This window comes from Gordonia sp. VNK1 (genome assembly GCF_040049135.1).
In the GTDB taxonomy this organism is placed as follows: domain Bacteria; phylum Actinomycetota; class Actinomycetes; order Mycobacteriales; family Mycobacteriaceae; genus Gordonia; species Gordonia oleivorans.
Map to the genome: position 1 here is coordinate 87,472 of NZ_JBDZDJ010000018.1, position 18,095 is coordinate 105,566.

Sequence of the window (18,095 nt, forward strand, 5' to 3'; positions counted from 1 at the left end):
TCTGTGGATTTGCTCAATTTTGAGCAACTGGGGGAGTCAACGGGGTGGGGTGGGTGGTTATTCCGGAGGTGTCGATGTCGCCGATGGCGGTACGGTGTGTGTGCTTTCCGCGTGCATCCGGCGGCGACTCGATGGGTGGTGTTGGCGCAGATGAGTCTTGACCATGAGGCGTTGCACGAGGTCATGCGAATTGGCGGCGTGCACACGAAGAGTGAGGCGGTGAACCTCGCCCTACACGACTACGTGGAGCGGTGTCACCGGATCGAGGCCTTGGCGCGGTCGCGCGGGCATGCCCAGGAGTGGGATCACGAGGCGTGGCGCGACGCACGTGCCGACGACAAAGCTGTCGTCACGAGTGGCGACTGAGGACATCACGGCGGAGGAGAGCGACGGCCCGCGGATAATGCGCCTCTCGGCAAGTGGCCGCTCGTAGCGGCGAATGGGGTGGGGCCCGGGGCAGAGATCCGCGAACCGTCACAGTCCACAACAGGTCGATGCGGTGAGGTATTCCGTCTCGCATCGACGGTTCGTCACAGGGTCCGCGGCCACCGATCCAGCACCGGGGCCGAATCGGCGGGGATCAACCGACTCAGCATGGCTCGCAACGGCGGCCACGGTTCTCGGCCTTTGCGGGTCACGGCGTAGGCGGTCATCCGGACGTCGGGGTCTCCGAGTGGCAACACCGTCAGGCCGTCGCGTGCCGGACGATGCAGGGGCAACAGGGCGACGCCGTAGCCGGCCAGGATGAGATCTTCGACGAGGTCGAGATTGTCGATCTGATGCGCGATCCGCGGCGTGAACCCCGACAGCGAGGCCAGCACGCGCACGGCGGTCTCGTCGGCGCTGTTGCGGGAGTTGACGATCCAGTCGTGGTCGGCGTAGTCGTTCAGGTCGAGGGTGCCCGATGCGCGTTCCGGTACCGCCAAACCCCAAGGGGTGGACCATAAAGCGACACTCTCGAGGACGGGATCGGGGGTGGCCGGGGCGAGGTTGTAGTCGTAGGTCAACGCCAGATCGAGGTCGTCGTCGGCGAGGAGACCGAATGCCTCGATCGGTTCGTACTCGCTGACGATGGTGTGGAGCCCCGGATGTGTCGCGGCCAGTTCGGCCAGGGTGGGCATCAAGGACTCGCGAATGCCGGTGGCGAAACCGCCGATTCGCAGGGTGCCGACCGGTTCGGCGTCGGGGTCGAGATCGCGAAGGGCCGCGTCGATCGCGGCCAGGATGGTGACCGCATGATCGGCCAGTCGTCGGCCGGCGGGTGTCAGGCGGACACGACGACCGTCCGGTTCGATCAGTTGTGTCCTGGTCTCCTTGGCCAGTGCGGCGATCTGCTGGGACACCGTCGACGTGGTGAGGTGATGGGTGTCGGCGACCGCTCGCATCGAGCCCAGCCGGGACAGGGCGAGCAGGAGTTCCAGCCGTCGAGGATCCACGCCATGATTGTTCATTATTGGCGAACGATATGTCCAGGAATATCACGTGGACACGAACGAACCCGCCGTTCTTCAATGGATTCATGAAACACACGGCGGCACGTACCGGCACGGCGATGGCCATCACCTCGATGCTCTGCGTCCAGTTGGGCCTGGCGTTCTCGGTGGCACTCATCGATCGCATCGGGGCGGAGGGCGCGGGTTGGCTGCGGCTGGCCTGGGCCGGTGTGCTGCTGCTGGCGTTCGTTCGCCCCCGGCCGGGCGCCTTCACCCGCCGCGGTTTCCTCACGGCCGTCGCGCTCGGCGTCGCCACCGCCGGGTCGGTGATGCTGTTCATGGGGGCCGCGGCCCGGATACCGCTCGGCACGGCCAGCGCTCTGGAGTTCCTCGGTCCGTTGGGCGTGGCGGTCCTCACCGCACGCGGTGGCGCACGGGTTCTCTGGCCGGCGCTCGCCGCGCTCGGGGTGGTGTTGCTGACCCAACCGTGGTCGGGAGGCGTCAACGGGATCGGCGTGCTGTTCGCCCTGTCCGCGGCGGTCTGCTGGGGTGCCTACATCCTGCTCACCCAGAAGGTCGGCGACGAGGTGTCCGGCCTGCAGGGACTCGCGGTGTCGATGGCCGTCGCCGGAATCGTGGCGACCGTCGTGGCCGGTCCCGCCACCCTGGGTCGGATGACCCCACAACTGTGGCTGATCGGACTGGGGTTGGCCATCCTGCTGCCGGTGGTGCCGTTCGTGCTCGAGTTGCAGGCGCTGCGACGACTTACCACCTCGTCGTTCGGCACCCTGATGGCGTTGGAACCGGGGTTCGCGATGCTGATCGGACTGATTGTGCTGCACCAGGTTCCGGGTCCATTGTCGGTGATCGGGCTGGGCCTGGTGGTGGCCGCCGGAGTCGGTGCCGCCCGCGGCGGCGCGCGGATCGAGGAGCCCACGACGCTGCCGGTTCGGGTGCCGGAGACGATCGGCGAGCGGTAGTGGCAACGGGCAGCGGACCTACGGCCACAACAACGACTTGATCGCCCGTCGTTCATCCATCGCGGCGAAGCCCTCGGCGGCCTCGCTCAGTGGGAGTTCGAGGTCGAAGACCAAGCCGGGGTTGATCTTTCGTTCCCAGGTGAGCTGCATGAGGTGCGGCAGGTAGGCGCGGCAGTGCGCCGGACCGCCCTTGATGCCGACGTTGCGCCAGAAGAGTTGGTCGATCGGCAGATCGCCGTGGGGTACCCCGACGAGTCCGATGTTGCCGCCGGGGCGAACGCTGCCCGCGGCCTGCAGTCGCGCGCCCTCGGTGCCGACGCATTCGAGGACACAGTCGGCGCCGATACCGTCGGTGAGTTCCCGGATGCGGGCGATGCCCTCGTCGTCGCGTTCTTCGACGATGTGGGTGGCGCCGAACTCGGTGGCCACGCGTTGACGCGGTTCGTGGCGGCTCATCGCGATCACCGTCTCGGCGCCGAGTTGCACCGCGGCGAGGACGGCGCACAGACCGACGGCGCCATCACCGACGACGGCCACACTGGTGCCCGGACCGACACCGGCGGAGACGGCCGCATGCCACCCGGTGCACATGACGTCGGACAGGGTGAGCAGGCTCGGGATCAGGTCGTTCGGCGGCATCTCCGGGGTGGCCACCAGGGTGCCGTCGGCCATCGGGATGCGGATCTGTTCGGCTTGTGCACCGTCGTAGTGGGAACCGTTCTGGCAGTTGGCCGTTGCACCCTTGCGGCACACCGGGCAGGTGTTGTCCGACGGGTTGAATCCACCGACGACGAAGTCACCGGGCGTCACGCTGCGGACATCGTCGCCGACCGCGGTCACCACCCCGCAGAACTCGTGGCCGATCGGCGTGGGCTTCTTGACGTCCGCGATTCCTCGATAGCGCCAGAGATCGGATCCGCACACGCACGCGGCGACGGTGCGCACCAGCGCGTCGGTCGGTTCGAGGATGACGGGATCGGGACGCTCTTCGTAACGAACGTCGCCGGGGGCATGAATGACGGCTCCAAACATGAATCCCAGTCAACTACGTCGTCCACATCGGTGGGAGGGTCTGGCATTACCTCCTGGTGGTGAGTGCCCACTCGCGCGGGTCGTCGTCGCTCCCGTGAATCGTCGACGACCCGCGTGAGCCGAGTGGGGTCGCGCGAGGGGAGACGGCCTACCCGCTCTCACGGGCGCGGCGCAACAGGGTCGGGCAGTGGGCGTTGACGATCACCAGGTCGGGTTGCTTCTCGGCCCAGAGTTCGCGCAGCCGACGGTGATTGGCCCGAACCTGTGTCCAGTCGTAGGCGATGGCGCGCTCCATCGCGGTCAGGCTCCGCGGTGTGTGCCCGCTGCCGTCGATCTGCCCATGGTGATAGAGGGAGTCGCCGATGTGCAGAACCCACCGGTCGGGTGCGTTCGGGTCGTCGGGATCGCGGGCATCGACGGCGATGGCCGCATGTCCGCGACTGTGTCCGGGCAGACCGATGAGCACGATCCCGTCCGCAATGTCGGTGAGTTCGGTCGCCCGCGCGAATCCGCGCCACATATCGCCCTGGGCGGGATCATGGGTGACCAGGATGGGTCCGTGGTCGTGGCCGGCCGGGAGGTAACGGCGGTTCTCAATCAGTGTGCCGGGATTCGTCATGGCCGCGTCCTCCTTGGCGGTGAGATGCACACGCGCATGGGGAAAGTCGGCCAGCCCTCCGATGTGATCGGCGTCGAAGTGGGTGAGCACGATGTCAGTCACATCCGCGGCGTGGTATCCAAGCGACTGCACCTGCCGGATCGCGGTCTCGGACTCGTCGAACACCGGCCGTACGAAGTGGCGAGCGGGTCCGAATCGTTGAGCGGGCGCCGCACGATCACGAAGCCCCAGACCGGAGTCGATGAGAACCAGGCCGTTCGGGGTTTCGACGAGTAACACATGACAGACCAGACCGTCGGGTGCACCCCACGGATGCATGGTTCCGCAGTTGAGATGATGGACCTTCATGGCAGTCGGTCTACTGTCCTTAGGTTGTCGCCGTCGTGGGCCGGTATGCCGCCGACCCGCCACTACCCACGGTGAGGGTAATCCGAGTCACCACAATACCCACGCTGTGGATTTACTCAAGGGGTGGGCATACTGGGATTCATGACGGGATCGCCTCAACCGGTCCGACGGGGCCGGCCACCCAAGGACAGTGCAGGACTCTCCCGCGCCGCCATCGTCGAAGCGACGTTGAAAGTCATTGATGCCGAGGGTGTTCCGCAGGTGTCGATGCGATCGGTGGCCCGTCTGCTGGGCGTCGACGCCAAGAGTCTGTACAACCACGTCGACGGCAAAGACGACGTACTCGACGCCGTCGCCGAACATCTGCTCAGCGGTATCGACTTGCCCCGACGAACTGGTGACACCGCGACGGATCTGCGCGCGATCGCCGACGCATTTCGGGTGCGTGCGCTCTCTCATCCCGAGGCCGCGTCGCTGGTTCTCACCCGGCAGTTGGCGTCGCCGGCCGGGCTCGCGCCGGTCGACGCATTTCTCGCCGTGCTGCGGGATGCCGGATGTGCGGTCCCCGAGGCCGTGCGCCTCCTGCGTACGCTCGTCGCCGCACTCGTCGGTACCTTGCTGCGAGAAGTCAACGTCGACCCCACGTTTGGGGTCGGCGATGATCTCGGATGGTCGTCGCGCCGCGAGGTGCTCGAACAGTCCGGCCTGCCACGCGTCACCGAGGCTGCGCAGGAACTCGCGCGCTACGACCGTGACGCCGAGTTCGACTTCGCGATCACCGCGGCGATCGATGTGGTCCTGATGCGCACCGGTTCGGTATCCAGGTGAACCGTAACCGACCGGGCGGTGCAGTCGACGCGGCCGATACCGCACCACCAGATAACCGTCGGGTCGCCGCCGCCCGCACGAACAAGGTGGCGGCGACCGTGGCGTCCGGGTGTGAACCGGTACGACCTAAGCGGTGACCTGAACCCACGCCGACGACGTCCGTCCGGACCAGTTGGCGAGACGCTCGGTGGGCCCGGCACCGTCGCGTGACTCGACGACCGGGCCGAACGGGACGGTGTCGTCGGCGCGGATCTCCGCGGGGATGAACCGTTGTGCCACAGCCAGAGTGGCCTCGGCGAGTGCCGGGTCGGGTTCGGCGTCTTGTCCGGTGGCGACGGCGAGATCCCAACCGTGGACCAGCGTCTCGTTGACGTAACCCCAGAGTGCGCCCGCGCCGGGGACCTCGCCCCACGGAACCTTCACCATCGCGGTGAGTTTCGCGTCGCCGGACCAGGAGTCGATGGCGACGGTGGTCAGGTCGGCGTAGGTGCCCGCATCGTGGCGATCGTCGACGCTGGGCACGGCGAAGACGTCGTCGCCGTTACCGAGTGCGACCGCCCGACGGGCCGTGCCGATCAGGTGCCCGGCGAGCGCGCGAACGTCGAAATCGTCACAGGGAGTGGGGGAATCGAGTTGGTCGTCGTCGACGCGGGTGAGCAGATCGGTGACCCAGCGGGTCGCGGCGGCGTAGACGGGACGCGGATCGGCGGGGAGTGCGGGAGTGCTCATGATGAGTTCCTTCCATGGTCGTGGTGGCTGACGACAACCAGTGAAACGCCGATACCTGACATCTTCTGTCAGGTATTTCTGAGAGACTTTTCTCGTGCGTGCCGATCGCTTGTTGTCGGTCCTGATGCTGTTGCGGTCTCGGGGCCGGATGACGGCTGCGGAACTGGCCGTGGAACTCGAGGTCTCGGAGCGCACGGTGTTGCGTGACATCGAGGCTTTGTCGGCGTCGGGGGTGCCGGTGTATTCCGAACGCGGGCGCCACGGCGGATTCGCGCTGCTGCCGGGATACCGCACCGATCTGTCCGGGCTGACGCTGAGTGAGGCGATCGCCGTGCTGTCGGGCGGCGGACGGATCGATTCGCCCGCCGCGGCGAGCGCCAAGCGCAAACTCGAGGCCGCCCTGCCGGAGGCGCACCGGAGTCGGGTCGCCGCGGCCGCTCAGCGAATTCTGGTGCGCCCGGAGGGCTTTGTGCGTTCCCCGGCGACGCTCGACGAACTCGCCCCGGTGCAGCAGGCGGTGTTCGACGGCCGGCGAATCCGGCTGACCTATCAGGCGCGAGGACGCGAGCCCCGGGAGCGGGTACTCGATCCGATCGGTCTCATCGTCGCCGGCGACACGTGGTATCTCGTCGCCAATTCCGATGGCGAGGAACGGATGTATCGCGTCTCGCGGATGTCGGATGTGCAGATTCTCGACGAACCGGCGAACCGGGACGAGCAGGTGGATCTCGACGAGGTGTGGGAACGGCATCGGGACGCGTTCCGGGCCGGATTCGAGGAACTCGACGTGATCCTCGACTGCGCACGAGAGGATGTCGACAAGCTCGTCGGTCCGGTAGTCGTGGCGTCTGTCAAGGAGAGCGACTCACCGACACACGTCCGCGTCCATCTGCGCTTCGCGGATCGGGCGCGCGTGTCGCGGGTGTTGTGGAATGTGGGCTTCGATGTCGACTTCGAGGTCATCGAACCGATCTGGCTCCGCGACGAACTGCGCTCCCGGGCACACATGGTCGCGGAGTCGTCCGCACGACAACAACCCTGAGGTCGCCGGCCTCGACGAATCGCGTCCGGGATGGCGTCCGCATCTGAGGACACCGTGTATCCCGATGTCTTCCCGATTGCGCGCAAAACAACCATAATCAGGCTCATGGCAGACAAAGGTGCGCCGATCGGGACTCGTCCCGGCGAGCGTCAGCGATTCCGGAAACTCGCGCAGGCCGCGCTCAACGCGGATGTCACCGTGGGCCAGGTGGACACGATCCTCACCGACATGGGCGACGCGCTCGACGGGTTCGGGAACACCCTCACCGATCTCGACGGCACGATGGTGAAGATGGAGGCCACGCTGAACCACCTGAGCAACACACTGGTGCAGGTGGATGCGACCGTTGACCGGATGGGTGAGATCGTGGACCGCATGGAATTGATCGTGGGTCGGGTGGAGGCATTGGTGGCGATCGGCGAGGCCGCGCTGCGTCCGATCGGGGCCATCGAATCGGCCAGTCGCAGTGTCATGTCACGCATCGGATTGGGGTGAGCGGTCAGTGACTGTCGAGGAGCGCGAATTTCAAGGCGCACACGGGGAGACCATCGTCTACGACGTCCACACACCCGAGTCGGCGCAGCCGCGCGCGGTGGTCGTCATCGCGCACGGCATGGGCGAGCACGGACGACGCTACGGCCACGTTGTCGATGCACTGTTGGCCGACGGGTACGTAGTGGCGGTTCCCGATCACCTCGGGCATGGCCGCTCGGGCGGTGCGCGCATGCGGATCCGCTCGTTCTCCGACTACACCACCGACCTGCACCGCGTGATCGGCAACGTCGCCGTCGACGGACTGCCCACCTATCTGCTGGGACACAGCATGGGCGGCTGCATCGCGCTGGATTACGCGCTCGACCACCCCGACGAACTCGCCGGGCTCATCCTGTCCGGCGCGGCGATCATGCCGGGCGACGACCTACCCGGTCCGCTGATCGCGGTGTCGAAGATCGTCGGCAAGATCGCGCCGACGCTGCCCACGTTGGCGCTGGACTCCGCCAGTATCAGTCGCGATCCGGCGGTGGTGGCCGAGTACGAGGCCGACCCGTTGGTGTACCGCGGCAAGATCCCGGCCCGGCTGGGTGCAGAGATGGTCACCACGATGCAGTCCTTCCCGAAGCGCTTGCCGACGCTGAGAATGCCGGTGCTGGTGATGCACGGCAGCGAAGACAAGCTGACCAACCCGTACGGCAGCCGACTCGTTGACAAGCTGGCCGGGTCGGACGACAAGACCGTCATCATCTGGGACGGGCTGCGTCACGAGATCTTCAACGAACCGGAGAAGGACGACGTGATCGGCACACTCACACGGTGGCTGGATCAGCGGGTCGGCGCATCGTGAACTGTTCGACGCCCATCCGGCCGTCACGAAAGGCCATCCGCCCGCCGACGAGGTAGAGCCGCCACACCCGTGCCACCTCGTCACCGACGAGTCGGACGGCGGCGTCGTAGTTCTTCTCGAACGTCTCGTACCAGGCGTCCACGGTGCGCACATAGTGCTCGGCCATCGGCCGCACGTCGGTCACCTCGAGCCCGGCGTCGCGCAGCATGGCGGCGGTGTCGTCGACCGGACGCATGTACATGTCGGGGGCGATGAAGGACTCGATGAACGGGCCGCCACCGGGATGATTGCCGGCGCGACGCGACATCTGCTGGATGCAGACGCGCCCGCCCGCCTTCACCTTGTCATGGAGGACGGCGGCATAGGTGGGGTAATTGCGTTGTCCCACATGCTCACCCATCTCGATCGAGGCCACCGCATCGAAGCCGGAATCGGGGATCTCGCGGTAATCCTGCACGCGGATCTCCACCAGGTCACCCAGTCCGCGTTCGGCGATCCGGGCGTCGATGAACTCCTTCTGCTCGGCGGCGATCGTGACGCCGAGAACCCGTGCACCGTAGCGCTCCGCCGCGAACAGCGACAGTGATCCCCATCCGCATCCGATGTCGAGTAGCCGCGCTCCCGGCCCGAGGTGATCCAGTCCGACGTTGCGGCACACCAGATCCAGCTTGTCGGCTTGCGCATCGGCGAGCGTGTAGTCGGGCGCCTCGGAGGTCCAGTAGGCGCTCGAATAGGCCATGTGCTCGTCCAGGATCAGCGAATAGAACTCGTTGGACAGATCGTAGTGATGGCTGATCGCGGCGCGGTCCCGCGCCCGGGAATGCAACCGGCCGCGTACCCGCGCCTGCGAGGCCGGCGGCGCCTTGGGCGGTCCGATCAGCTTGTGCGACAACGCCAGTCGAGTCAGATCCCACAACAGTCGGGGAGTGAGCCGGATCTTGGAGAGGCCGCGCTCGGCCGACACCTGCCACACGTGGGTGAGTGCGTCGTCGAGGTCTCCGGTGACGTCGAGTTCACCGGTGACATAGGCCTGCGCGGCACCGAGTTCCCCCGGATGCCAGAGCATGCGCCGCAACGCATCCCGGCTGTAGAGCACGACGTGCGGTGCGTCCTCGGGGCCGGCGGTACTGCCGTCCCAGGCCGTCAGATGGACCGGTAACTCACCCCGTGTCTGGTCTTCGATCACCCGCGCCAACGATGCGGCGACGCTCATGCGGCCTCCCTGCTTCGGTCCTGCTTCGGTGTCGGTGCACAAGGTGTTCGCGGCGGGGCGTGGGGTGGATGGGTGGGGTGTTGGTGGTGTTCCGGCGTCGGTTCGGGTGGTCTCGACGCGCCGCGGGCTCGCAAGCTCGCACGAGGCGGCTCGACCGACGGGGGACGGAACGCGCGTCCGCTGGGGGCTCCTCGCGCCACGACCGACGGGAGGGGGGCGCCTCGGCCGGCGGGTGGGGGCGCCTCGACCGGCGGGTGGGGGCGCCTCGACCGGCGGGTGGGGTGCGGGTGGTCTCGACGCGCCGCGGGCTCGCAAGCTCGCACGAGGCGGCTCGACCGACGGGGGGACGGGGCGCGCGTCCGTTGGGGGCTCCTCGCGCCACGACCGACGGGAGGGGGGCGCCTCGGCCGGCGGGTGGGGAGCGGGTGGTCTCGAGCCGCCGCGGGCTCGCAAGCTCGCACGAGGCGGCTCGACCGACGGGGGACGGGGCGCGCGTCCGCTGGGGGCTCCTTGCTCCTCGACCGGCGGGTGAGGGACGGTGCCGCCGGCGATAAAGAGCCGGCCGCCGCTGATCCGGGAAAGTGGTTCAGCGACGGCCGGAAAGGGGACCTCGGGTGTCAGGCGTCGTAGCCGAGCAGCGACTTCACCTCGAGGAAGTCCTCGAAGCCGTAGTCGCCGCCCCATTCGCGGCCGTTGCCGCTCTTCTTGTAGCCGCCGAACGGGGCGGCCGGGTCGACCTGTGCGCCGTTGAGCGCGATGGAACCGGCGCGAATCGCCCCGCCGATACGACGGACCTCGTCGATGTCCTTGCCCGACACGTAGCCGGCGAGACCGTATTCGGTGTCGTTGGCGATCTTGATGGCCTCGTCGACGGAGTCGTAGCCGATGACCACCAACACCGGGCCGAAGACCTCGGTCTGGGCGATCTCCATGTCGTTGGTGACGTTGGTGAACACGGTCGGCTGCACGTAGTAGCCGGTTGGCAGCCCCTCGGGCCGGCCCGCACCGCCGATGACCGGGGTGGCACCGGCGTCGATGGCGCGTTCGATCAGACCCTGGATCTTGTCGAACTGGGCTTCGGAGACCACCGGGCCGAGGCGGACGTCGGTGTTGGGATCGCCGACGGTGAGTCCCGCTCCGGCGGACTTGGCGATCTCGGCGACCTCGTCGAGACGAGAGTTGGGAACGAGCATGCGGCTCGGGGCATTACAGGACTGACCCGAGTTGAGCATCATCGTCGCGATGCCACCGGCGACATTCTTGGCGAAGTCCTCGTCGTCGAGGATGATGTTGGGGCTCTTGCCGCCGAGTTCCTGCGCGACCCGCTTGACGGTCGGCGCGGCACTCTTGGCGACCTCGATGCCGGCACGGGTGGAGCCGGTGAACGAGATCATGTCGATGTCGGGATGCGACGACAGCGCCGCCCCCACACCCGGTCCGTCACCGTTGACGAGGTTGAACACGCCCGCCGGAACGCCTGCGGCATCAAGGATCTCGGCGACGATGGCGGCGCTGAACGGGGCCACCTCCGACGGCTTGAGCACCACTGTGCAGCCGGTGGCCAGCGCCGGTGCGAGCTTGCACATGACCTGGTTGAGCGGCCAGTTCCACGGGGTGATGAAGCCGCAGACGCCGACCGGTTCCTTGACGATGCGGTGCGCGCCGCGGTCCTCGCCGAAGGAGTAGGTGGGCAGGGTGGCGGCGGCGGTCATCAGGTGGCCGAGTCCGATGGGCACCTGCGCGGCGTTGGACAGTCCGGCCGGAGCGCCCATCTCCTCGGTCACCGCAGCGGCGAGGTCGGGCATCCGCTTCTGGTATTCGGCGATGATCGCGTTGAGCACGGCGACGCGCTCGTCGACCGTGGTCTGCCCCCAGGTGGCGAAGGCGCGACGAGCCGCGGCGACCGCGGCGTCGACATCGGCGGCGGTGCCGAGCGCGACCTGCCCGGCGGACTTCTCGGTGGCCGGGTTGATCACGTCGATCAGGTTGAGCTCGGTCGGCTCGACCCACTGGCCGTCGATGTAGAACTTGGTGATCTCGCGCATCTGTCCTCCGTCTCGCGGTTGTCACACGTATGTGTTCCACCCCACACTATGCCTTCGCGGCGGCTGCCGAGCGAGCGGTCGGTAAATTGGCGGTGGCCGTCGCGAATCGAGACGCTCGGAGTGATCCGCGGGGTCTACGGTGGGGTCCATGATCCATATCGTCGCCACCTGGAAGATCAAGCCCGAATTCGCCGACCAATGGCCGGAACTGTCCGCCGAGTTCACCAAGGCCACCCAGGCCGAGCCGGGAAACCGCTGGTTCGAGTGGTCCCGAAGCCTCACCGATCCGCATTCGTATGTGCTCGTCGAGGCCTTCGACGACGATGCCGCCGGTGCGCACGTGAACAGTGATCACTTCAAGAAGGCGACCGCCGAGTTGCCGGCCTATCTCGCCGAGACGCCGAAGATCATCAACACGACCGTGGAGCAGGACGACTGGTCGGAGCTCGGGGAGATGGCCGTCGACTGACTGTCGTCGCGCACTCCGGGCGAGGGGCTCGGGGGTGTGAGGGATCTGGGCCTGTAAGAGATTCCGCGGGACGGGTTTCGCTCATTCTGTGAGTGACCTGAGAGCAACGGCGTTATCGTGGGGATCGCGCTCGACACCCCTGCGAGCTCCTCCGAAAGGCCGCGACCATGAATCGTCGCTCCGCGTTGTTCGCTGTCCTGTTTTCTCTGCTTCTCGCTCTCACCGGCGGTGGAATCGCTTCTGCAGCACCAGGTTCGCTGGATCTGGGCTCCTCCGGACTGGACATACCCGGCATCGGCGAGGGGTGTTCGAAAGACCTCGTCGATGGCGACTGGCGCCTCGGCCCGGAAACCTTGTCGACGCTGCCGCCGGTGGCCACGCAACTCGAGGGTTATCGACGAACGGGGACGAAGGGCAAGAACAACCAGGAGTTCCTCCAGGCGTTCTGGACAGGGCCCAAAGAGACCGGGAAATGGAACTATCCCCCCGAGAACGGTTACGTCCTCGACGACGCCGGCAAACCCATCAAGTCCGAGAAGACGATGGTGCCCGGTGACCGGATGGACCGCTACGGCGGTGAGGGCGGCACTTTCATGGCCCCGGAGGGCACGCCGTATCCGCAACGGTCACTTCCGCCGGGAAACCTCGTCAGCAGCGCTTCGCCGTCGACCTGCAACTATCACGATTACATCGTGATCAGGCCGTTCAAGGTCTACGCCGGTGATATCGCGCCCGCATTCGACCAACCCGGTGGTGGCAAGCAGTACGAGATCGTCGATCCGTTGCTGGACCCGAACCCGGCCTGCGGCACCGCCGGCGTCCAGTTCCTGATCTGCGCCGGATACCTCGTCAAAATCTACCCCGGCCCGCTGTGACACCTGGCGGTGCTGACAGCCTGCTCGATGCGGAGATGCGAAGCAAGGTCGAGGATCTCGCGTCGCGCATGCACGCCCAGCCGGCCGACCTTCCCGAGATGGACCGTATCCGCGACGACGGCGTCCCGTCGTGTTGGCGGGACGCCGACGGATCGTGGCATCTGACGGTCCGAGAGCGCGCAAACACCCTGTCGGACAGGCCCACCCGGGATCCGGACGAGTACTTGCGGATCGTCGCCCAGAGCATCGCCGAGCAGCAGTCCTACCGACTGCACCCGCCGGGTTCGCCGGACTTCCGGCGGGAGTCCTGGCGGGCGCAGTTCGATTCGCTGGCGGCCATCAATCCGCTGTGGGCCCAGGCGTGGTTGCGGGAGATCCGACACACCCTCGTGGACAGGGGCGCCGATGCAACCGTCCTGGATCTGTTGCCGTTGGCCGACTGAGTTGGTGGGTGGCCTGCGCTGTCAGCGTCTGTGCTGTCAGCGTCTGTACGGTCAGCGACTGGCCGGAACCGCGTCGCGGTCGGTGTCCGCCGATGGAGTCGTGTCCGCTGTCCCGCCGAGTGCCTCACCCTCGATGTCGACGTTGGGCAGGATGTGGTCGAGCCAGCGCGGCAGCCACCATGCCTTGTCGCCGAGAAGGGTCAGCACCGCGGGCATCAGGGTCATCCGGATGATGAACGCGTCGAAGACGACCGCGATCGCCAGCGCGAATCCCATCACCTTGATGAAGGCCATGTCCTGGAGCATGAACGCGGCGAAGACCGAGATCATGATCGCGGCGGCCGCGGCCACCACCCGGGCGCCGTGTCGATAGCCGACGATCACGGCCTGCTTGGCGTCGGTGCCGTGGACATAGGCCTCTCGCATCCGGGTCACCAGGAACACCTGATAGTCCATGGCGAGTCCGAACACGATGCCCACCAACATGATCGGCAGGAAGCTGACCAGCGGCTGCGGGTTGTTCACGATGCCCAGCCAGCCGTCGGTGAATAGTGCGACGGTGACACCGAAGGTGGCGGCAACCGACAGTAGGAAGCCGAGAGCCGCGACCAGGGGCACGAGGATCGACCGGAACACAACGATCAGGATCAGGAAGGCCAACCCGACCACCACGAGCAGATACGGGATCAGTGAGCCGGACAACCGGTCGGAGACATCGAGTTCGATGGCGGTCTGCCCGGTGACGCCGTAACTCACGTCGAGGCGTTGGTCGATCCCGGATTCGTTGTCGCGCAACGTGGTCACCAGATCGTGGGTCTGATCGGAGTCGGCGGCGGTGGCCGGGATGACGGTCACGATGGCGGCATCGGCATTGTTCTTGCTGACATCGCCGGCGTCGATCCATGCGGCAGCGACGCCGTCGGTGCCGCGGATGTCGTCGACGAGGCTGTCATAGGCACGGATGCGGGCTGCCTGATCGGGGAGTCGGGCACCGTCGGCGACGAGCACCAGCGGGCCGTTGTAGCCGGGGCCGTACTTCTCGGCAATGAGGTCGTAGGCCTGCCGTTGCGTGGTGGACGGGTCCGACGTGCCGTCATTGGGCAGCGCGAGTTTGAGGCCCGCCATCGGCAGCGCCAGCAGGATCAGGCCGACGACGATGACACCGGTGACCAGGCGCGGACGCTTGACCACCTGGTGCACATAGCGTTGCCCGTTGTGCACCCGCGCGGTCTCGTCGCCGGTCACGTCGGGAGCGTTGAGGAACGACAGTCGTCCGCCGAAGGCCTTGCCGCCGAACAGTCCGAGGATCGCCGGGAGCAGGGTGAGGGCCACCAGTACCGCGACGATGACGGTGGCCGCCGCCGCGATACCCATCGCGGTGAGGAACGGGATGTTGACGATGGCGAGTGCCGCGAGCGCGATGACCACGGTCGACCCGGCGAACACCACCGCCGAGCCCGCCGTTCCGACGGCTCTGCCCGCGGCCTCGGCACGCGTTGCGCTGCGGTGTATCTCATGGCGATAGCGGGACACGATGAACAGGGCGTAGTCGATACCGACCGCGAGTCCGATCATCGTTGCCAGGACCGGGGTTTCCTGACTGAGGTCGAAGAATCCGGTGGCGATGGACACGCCCATCATGCCGACGGCGACGCCGACGATGGCGGTGAGGATGGGCATACCCCAGGCCACCAATGAGGCGAAGGTGAGGATGAGGATCAGTGCGCCGACGGCGATACCGATCAGCTCCGAGGTCACACCGAGCTCGAAACTGCTTGTCGCCGTGCCCTTCATATCGACGGTCAGGCCGGCGTCGCGGCCGGTCTGGGCGACGGCGTCCATCTGATCGCGCATGGCGTCGGTGACGTCGGCGGAGGCGTCGACGTCGAATCCGGCGCCGAACTGCACCGCACTGGCGTCGGCGTTGACCGGGGAGCCGGCCTGCACCGTCGCGGCCGCCTGGTCCGGCGAGGCCCCGAACATCTTCTCCTGTGCGGCAACGAGTTTCTGACGTGCCGGGCCCGGTTGCTGTTGGGTTCCGTAGAGCTGCAACGGATTGACGACGGCGGTCTGGGGGTTCTTGACACCGTCGACCTGGCGGAGCTGGGTCACCATCTTCGCGACCGCGGCAGCGTACCGGGGATCGGTCAGTGAGGCGCCGTCGGGCGCGGCCACCACGTAGGTGACGCTGACGTCATTGCCGAACTTGGGTTTGTCCGGAAAGCGTTCGACCATCAGGTTCTGCGCGCGTTCGGACGGGATTCCGGGAATGGAGAAGGATTCGGTGGTGGGCTTGGAGAGGAATGCGGCTCCGAGGCCGAGCCCGATGAGGACCAACACCCAGATGGCGATGGTCTTGAATCTGTTGACGTAGGCCCAGCGGCCCACTCGGTACAGGAAATTGGCCACGTCAGTGCTCCTCGGGTGTCGGCCGTGGACGATTCGGCTGGGACAGTGATGGAAGTGGTTGTGCGATACCAGAACCGGTCTGGTCGAAGGCGAGATCGAGAATGCTGCGGGCGTCCGCTCCGACGGTGTCGCGAACTGTCATCCAGTGCTCGAGCCCCGACCGCGCGGTGGTGAGCGCGAGGCCGAAGGCGAGTCGGGGATACAACGCGGACGGGTCGACGCCGCGGGCGGCCATCATGGCGCGCAGTTGTTCTTCACAGGTGGCGAGCAGGTCGACGTGGCGGCTGTGGGCGGTCAGTGCCGGTTCGTTGTCGAAGAGGCGCAGGAGCGTCACGAACTGTTCGGGTTCGACGTCCTCGGTTTCGGTGGCGATCTCGATGAGGACCACACGGAGTGAATCCCACAGTGTTTCCGAACTCGGTCGGGAGCTCACGCCGGTCACGATCTGTTCGATCAGATCACCGGCGAAGCTGACCAGGGCGTCCTCTTTGCCGGTGAAGTAGTTGTGGAAGGTCCGGACGGAGACGCCGGCCTCGGCGGCGACGGCCTCGATGGTGACGTGGTCCATGCCGTCGCGCAGCGCGAGTGCGAGGACCGCGTGCGCGAGTGCCTGGCGGGTGGCCGCCTTCTTCGACTCGCGGAGGCCGGTGGGACGCATGTGTTCCACCGTACGTAAATTGCACGACCCCTGCAATATTGCAGGGTCGTGCAATTTATGATCGTCTGGTCACACGCGGCGTCAGCGAGTGGTCTGGCTCACTGACCGTCGCGCGCCCTGTGAGCGGTTGCCGTGACCGCGGTTGCCGGTCGCCTGACCGTGCGACTGGCCGCGATTCGCGCCGTGCGAGCGGCCGCGACCGGTGCCGTTGTCGGCGGAACGTGCGGAACCCGAGCGGCCTCCACCGGATCGGGCGCCGCCGGATCGTGTACCTCCGGATCGTGCACCTCCGGCACGACCGCCTTCGGAACGTCCGCCGCCACCGGAACGGCGGCGGCCACCGGAGTTGCGGTTCTGTCCGCCGCGCTGCGCGGCCGCGGGGGCCTCGGGTGCCGGCGTCACGAACTCTGCGCGCTCACCGACCAGATCGTGGACGGCCGTCGACGTCGCCTCGACGCGCTGCGGGGTGACGGTGATCTTGGCCTTGCCCAGCAGCGACTTGAGGTCGCGGCGCTGCTCGGGCAGGCACAGGGTGACCACGTCGCCTGCGCTTCCTGCGCGGGCGGTGCGACCGGACCGGTGCAGGTAGGCCTTGTGCTCGGCCGGCGGATCGACATGGACGACGAGTTCGATGTCGTCCACGTGCACGCCGCGGGCGGCGACGTCGGTGGCGACGAGTACGCGCACCGAGCCGTCGCCGAAGGCGGCCAGGCTGCGATCACGTTGTGCCTGACTGAGATTGCCGTGCAGATCGACCGCCGGGATGCCCTCGGCGGTGAGCTTCTTGGCGAGTTTGCGGGCCTGGTGCTTGGTGCGCATGAACAGGACGCGGCGCCCGGTACCGGAGGCGAGTTCACGGACCACCGCCGTCTTCGCGGTGGTGTCGGCGACCTCGAAGACGTGGTGGGTCATCTGCTCGACCGGTGAGCTCGCGTCGTCGACCGAGTGCATCACCGGGTCGTGCAGGAATCGCTTGACGAGCTTGTCGACGCCATTGTCCAGCGTCGCCGAGAACAGCAGACGCTGTCCGTCGGCGGGGGTGGCGGCGAGGATGCGGGTCACCGCGGGCAGGAAGCCGAGGTCTGCCATGTGATCGGCCTCGTCGAGGACCGTGATCTCGACGTCGTCGAGGCGAATGATGTTCTGGCGCACCAGGTCTTCGAGGCGACCGGGGCATGCCACGACGATGTCGGCGCCGCGGCGCAGGGCTTGTTCTTGGCGGGTCTGCTTGACGCCGCCGAAGACGGTGGTCACACGCAGTCCGACGGCGGTGGCCAGCGGGGTCACCGCGTCGGCGATCTGGGTGGCCAGTTCACGGGTCGGCGCGAGGACCAGTCCGGTGGGGGCGCCCGGGGTGCGGGTCATCTCCATCTCGGCCAGACCGGCGACCAGCGGGATGGCGAAGGCCAGGGTCTTTCCTGAGCCGGTGCGGCCCCGGCCGAGGACGTCGGCGCCGTCGAGGGTGTCCGGCAAGGTGTCGGCTTGGATGGGGAATGCCTCGGTCTTACCGTCGGCGGCGAGAGCCTCGACCAGTGCGGTGGGCACGCCGAGGGACGCGAAGGTGGTCATGAACGTGTGGTGCCTTTCGGGCGGGTCTCACGGCGCAGGGGTCACCCACATCCGCGAGATC

The 18,095-nt window shown here is 67.1% G+C and carries 17 protein-coding genes and 1 pseudogene; 9 read left to right on the plus strand and 9 right to left on the minus strand.

What is annotated here, in order from left to right; translation table 11 throughout:
* Nucleotides 1-150: 150 nt before the first annotated feature.
* A pseudogene (locus tag ABLE94_RS19645) lies at nucleotides 151-285 on the plus strand (type II toxin-antitoxin system VapB family antitoxin); the annotation flags it as partial.
* Nucleotides 286-530: 245 nt separating this feature from the next.
* On the opposite strand, the gene ABLE94_RS19650 reads toward ABLE94_RS19645, so the two are convergent.
* Nucleotides 531-1,436, minus strand: coding sequence for a LysR family transcriptional regulator (locus ABLE94_RS19650; protein ID WP_348809592.1), 906 nt, complete (start codon nucleotides 1,434-1,436; stop codon nucleotides 531-533).
* 83 nt (nucleotides 1,437-1,519) lie between these two features.
* Between ABLE94_RS19650 and ABLE94_RS19655 the strand changes: the two genes are divergently transcribed.
* The gene (locus ABLE94_RS19655; protein WP_348802822.1) at nucleotides 1,520-2,413 is read left to right on the plus strand and encodes an EamA family transporter; all 894 of its coding nucleotides are present in this window, start codon (nucleotides 1,520-1,522) and stop codon (nucleotides 2,411-2,413) included.
* An 18-nt stretch (nucleotides 2,414-2,431) separates the two neighbouring features.
* Here ABLE94_RS19655 and ABLE94_RS19660 read toward each other — a convergent pair whose 3' ends face one another.
* Together ABLE94_RS19660 and ABLE94_RS19665 are read right to left on the minus strand one after the other, a co-directional pair.
* The gene (locus tag ABLE94_RS19660; RefSeq protein ID WP_348809593.1) at nucleotides 2,432-3,445 is read right to left on the minus strand and encodes a zinc-dependent alcohol dehydrogenase family protein; all 1,014 of its coding nucleotides are present in this window, start codon (nucleotides 3,443-3,445) and stop codon (nucleotides 2,432-2,434) included.
* A gap of 148 nt (nucleotides 3,446-3,593) precedes the next feature.
* On the minus strand, nucleotides 3,594-4,412 hold the full coding sequence (locus tag ABLE94_RS19665) for an MBL fold metallo-hydrolase (RefSeq protein ID WP_348802819.1): 819 nt from the start codon (nucleotides 4,410-4,412) through the stop codon (nucleotides 3,594-3,596).
* A gap of 141 nt (nucleotides 4,413-4,553) precedes the next feature.
* Between ABLE94_RS19665 and ABLE94_RS19670 the strand changes: the two genes are divergently transcribed.
* Nucleotides 4,554-5,240 (plus strand): TetR/AcrR family transcriptional regulator, encoded by a 687-nt coding sequence (locus ABLE94_RS19670; protein ID WP_348802818.1) that lies wholly within the window; start codon nucleotides 4,554-4,556, stop codon nucleotides 5,238-5,240.
* A 126-nt stretch (nucleotides 5,241-5,366) separates the two neighbouring features.
* Here ABLE94_RS19670 and ABLE94_RS19675 read toward each other — a convergent pair whose 3' ends face one another.
* On the minus strand, nucleotides 5,367-5,969 hold the full coding sequence (locus tag ABLE94_RS19675; RefSeq protein ID WP_348809594.1) for a TIGR03086 family metal-binding protein: 603 nt from the start codon (nucleotides 5,967-5,969) through the stop codon (nucleotides 5,367-5,369).
* 94 nt (nucleotides 5,970-6,063) lie between these two features.
* Between ABLE94_RS19675 and ABLE94_RS19680 the strand changes: the two genes are divergently transcribed.
* The 3 genes from ABLE94_RS19680 (at nucleotide 6,064) to ABLE94_RS19690 (ending at nucleotide 8,353) form a co-directional block, all read left to right on the plus strand.
* Entirely contained in the window at nucleotides 6,064-7,011 is a 948-nt protein-coding gene (locus ABLE94_RS19680) for a helix-turn-helix transcriptional regulator (protein WP_348809595.1), read from the plus strand.
* Between the two features lie 105 nt (nucleotides 7,012-7,116).
* Nucleotides 7,117-7,506, plus strand: coding sequence for a hypothetical protein (locus tag ABLE94_RS19685; protein WP_348803198.1), 390 nt, complete (start codon nucleotides 7,117-7,119; stop codon nucleotides 7,504-7,506).
* Nucleotides 7,507-7,513: 7 nt separating this feature from the next.
* Nucleotides 7,514-8,353 (plus strand): alpha/beta hydrolase, encoded by an 840-nt coding sequence (locus ABLE94_RS19690; RefSeq protein ID WP_348809596.1) that lies wholly within the window; start codon nucleotides 7,514-7,516, stop codon nucleotides 8,351-8,353.
* Here ABLE94_RS19690 and ABLE94_RS19695 read toward each other — a convergent pair.
* Together ABLE94_RS19695 and ABLE94_RS19700 are read right to left on the minus strand one after the other, a co-directional pair.
* Nucleotides 8,316-9,566, minus strand: coding sequence for a class I SAM-dependent methyltransferase (locus ABLE94_RS19695; RefSeq protein ID WP_348809597.1), 1,251 nt, complete (start codon nucleotides 9,564-9,566; stop codon nucleotides 8,316-8,318). The two genes, ABLE94_RS19690 and ABLE94_RS19695, sit on opposite strands and share 38 nt — an antisense overlap.
* 617 nt (nucleotides 9,567-10,183) lie before the next feature.
* Nucleotides 10,184-11,611, minus strand: a complete 1,428-nt coding sequence (locus ABLE94_RS19700) for an aldehyde dehydrogenase family protein (RefSeq protein ID WP_348809598.1) — start codon at nucleotides 11,609-11,611, stop codon at nucleotides 10,184-10,186.
* Nucleotides 11,612-11,759: 148 nt separating this feature from the next.
* Here ABLE94_RS19700 and ABLE94_RS19705 point away from each other — a divergent pair, with 148 nt between their 5' ends.
* From ABLE94_RS19705 to ABLE94_RS19715, 3 genes are all read left to right on the plus strand, one after another.
* Nucleotides 11,760-12,080: a putative quinol monooxygenase gene (locus ABLE94_RS19705; RefSeq protein ID WP_348802810.1), complete on the plus strand. Its 321-nt coding sequence runs from the start codon at nucleotides 11,760-11,762 to the stop codon at nucleotides 12,078-12,080.
* A 167-nt stretch (nucleotides 12,081-12,247) separates the two neighbouring features.
* Nucleotides 12,248-12,955: a TNT domain-containing protein gene (locus ABLE94_RS19710; RefSeq protein WP_348802809.1), complete on the plus strand. Its 708-nt coding sequence runs from the start codon at nucleotides 12,248-12,250 to the stop codon at nucleotides 12,953-12,955.
* 35 nt (nucleotides 12,956-12,990) lie between these two features.
* Nucleotides 12,991-13,398 (plus strand): Imm63 family immunity protein, encoded by a 408-nt coding sequence (locus ABLE94_RS19715; protein ID WP_348802807.1) that lies wholly within the window; start codon nucleotides 12,991-12,993, stop codon nucleotides 13,396-13,398.
* A 51-nt stretch (nucleotides 13,399-13,449) separates the two neighbouring features.
* Here the strand turns inward: ABLE94_RS19715 and ABLE94_RS19720 are convergent, their stop codons facing one another.
* The 3 genes from ABLE94_RS19720 to ABLE94_RS19730 all read right to left on the minus strand — a co-directional run bounded on the left by ABLE94_RS19720 (nucleotide 13,450) and on the right by ABLE94_RS19730 (nucleotide 18,034).
* The gene (locus ABLE94_RS19720) at nucleotides 13,450-15,807 is read right to left on the minus strand and encodes an MMPL family transporter (protein WP_348809599.1); all 2,358 of its coding nucleotides are present in this window, start codon (nucleotides 15,805-15,807) and stop codon (nucleotides 13,450-13,452) included.
* 1 nt (nucleotide 15,808) lies between these two features.
* Nucleotides 15,809-16,465: a TetR/AcrR family transcriptional regulator gene (locus tag ABLE94_RS19725; protein ID WP_348809600.1), complete on the minus strand. Its 657-nt coding sequence runs from the start codon at nucleotides 16,463-16,465 to the stop codon at nucleotides 15,809-15,811.
* An 81-nt stretch (nucleotides 16,466-16,546) separates the two neighbouring features.
* The gene (locus ABLE94_RS19730; protein ID WP_348809601.1) at nucleotides 16,547-18,034 is read right to left on the minus strand and encodes a DEAD/DEAH box helicase; all 1,488 of its coding nucleotides are present in this window, start codon (nucleotides 18,032-18,034) and stop codon (nucleotides 16,547-16,549) included.
* Between the last annotated feature and the right edge of the window lie 61 nt (nucleotides 18,035-18,095).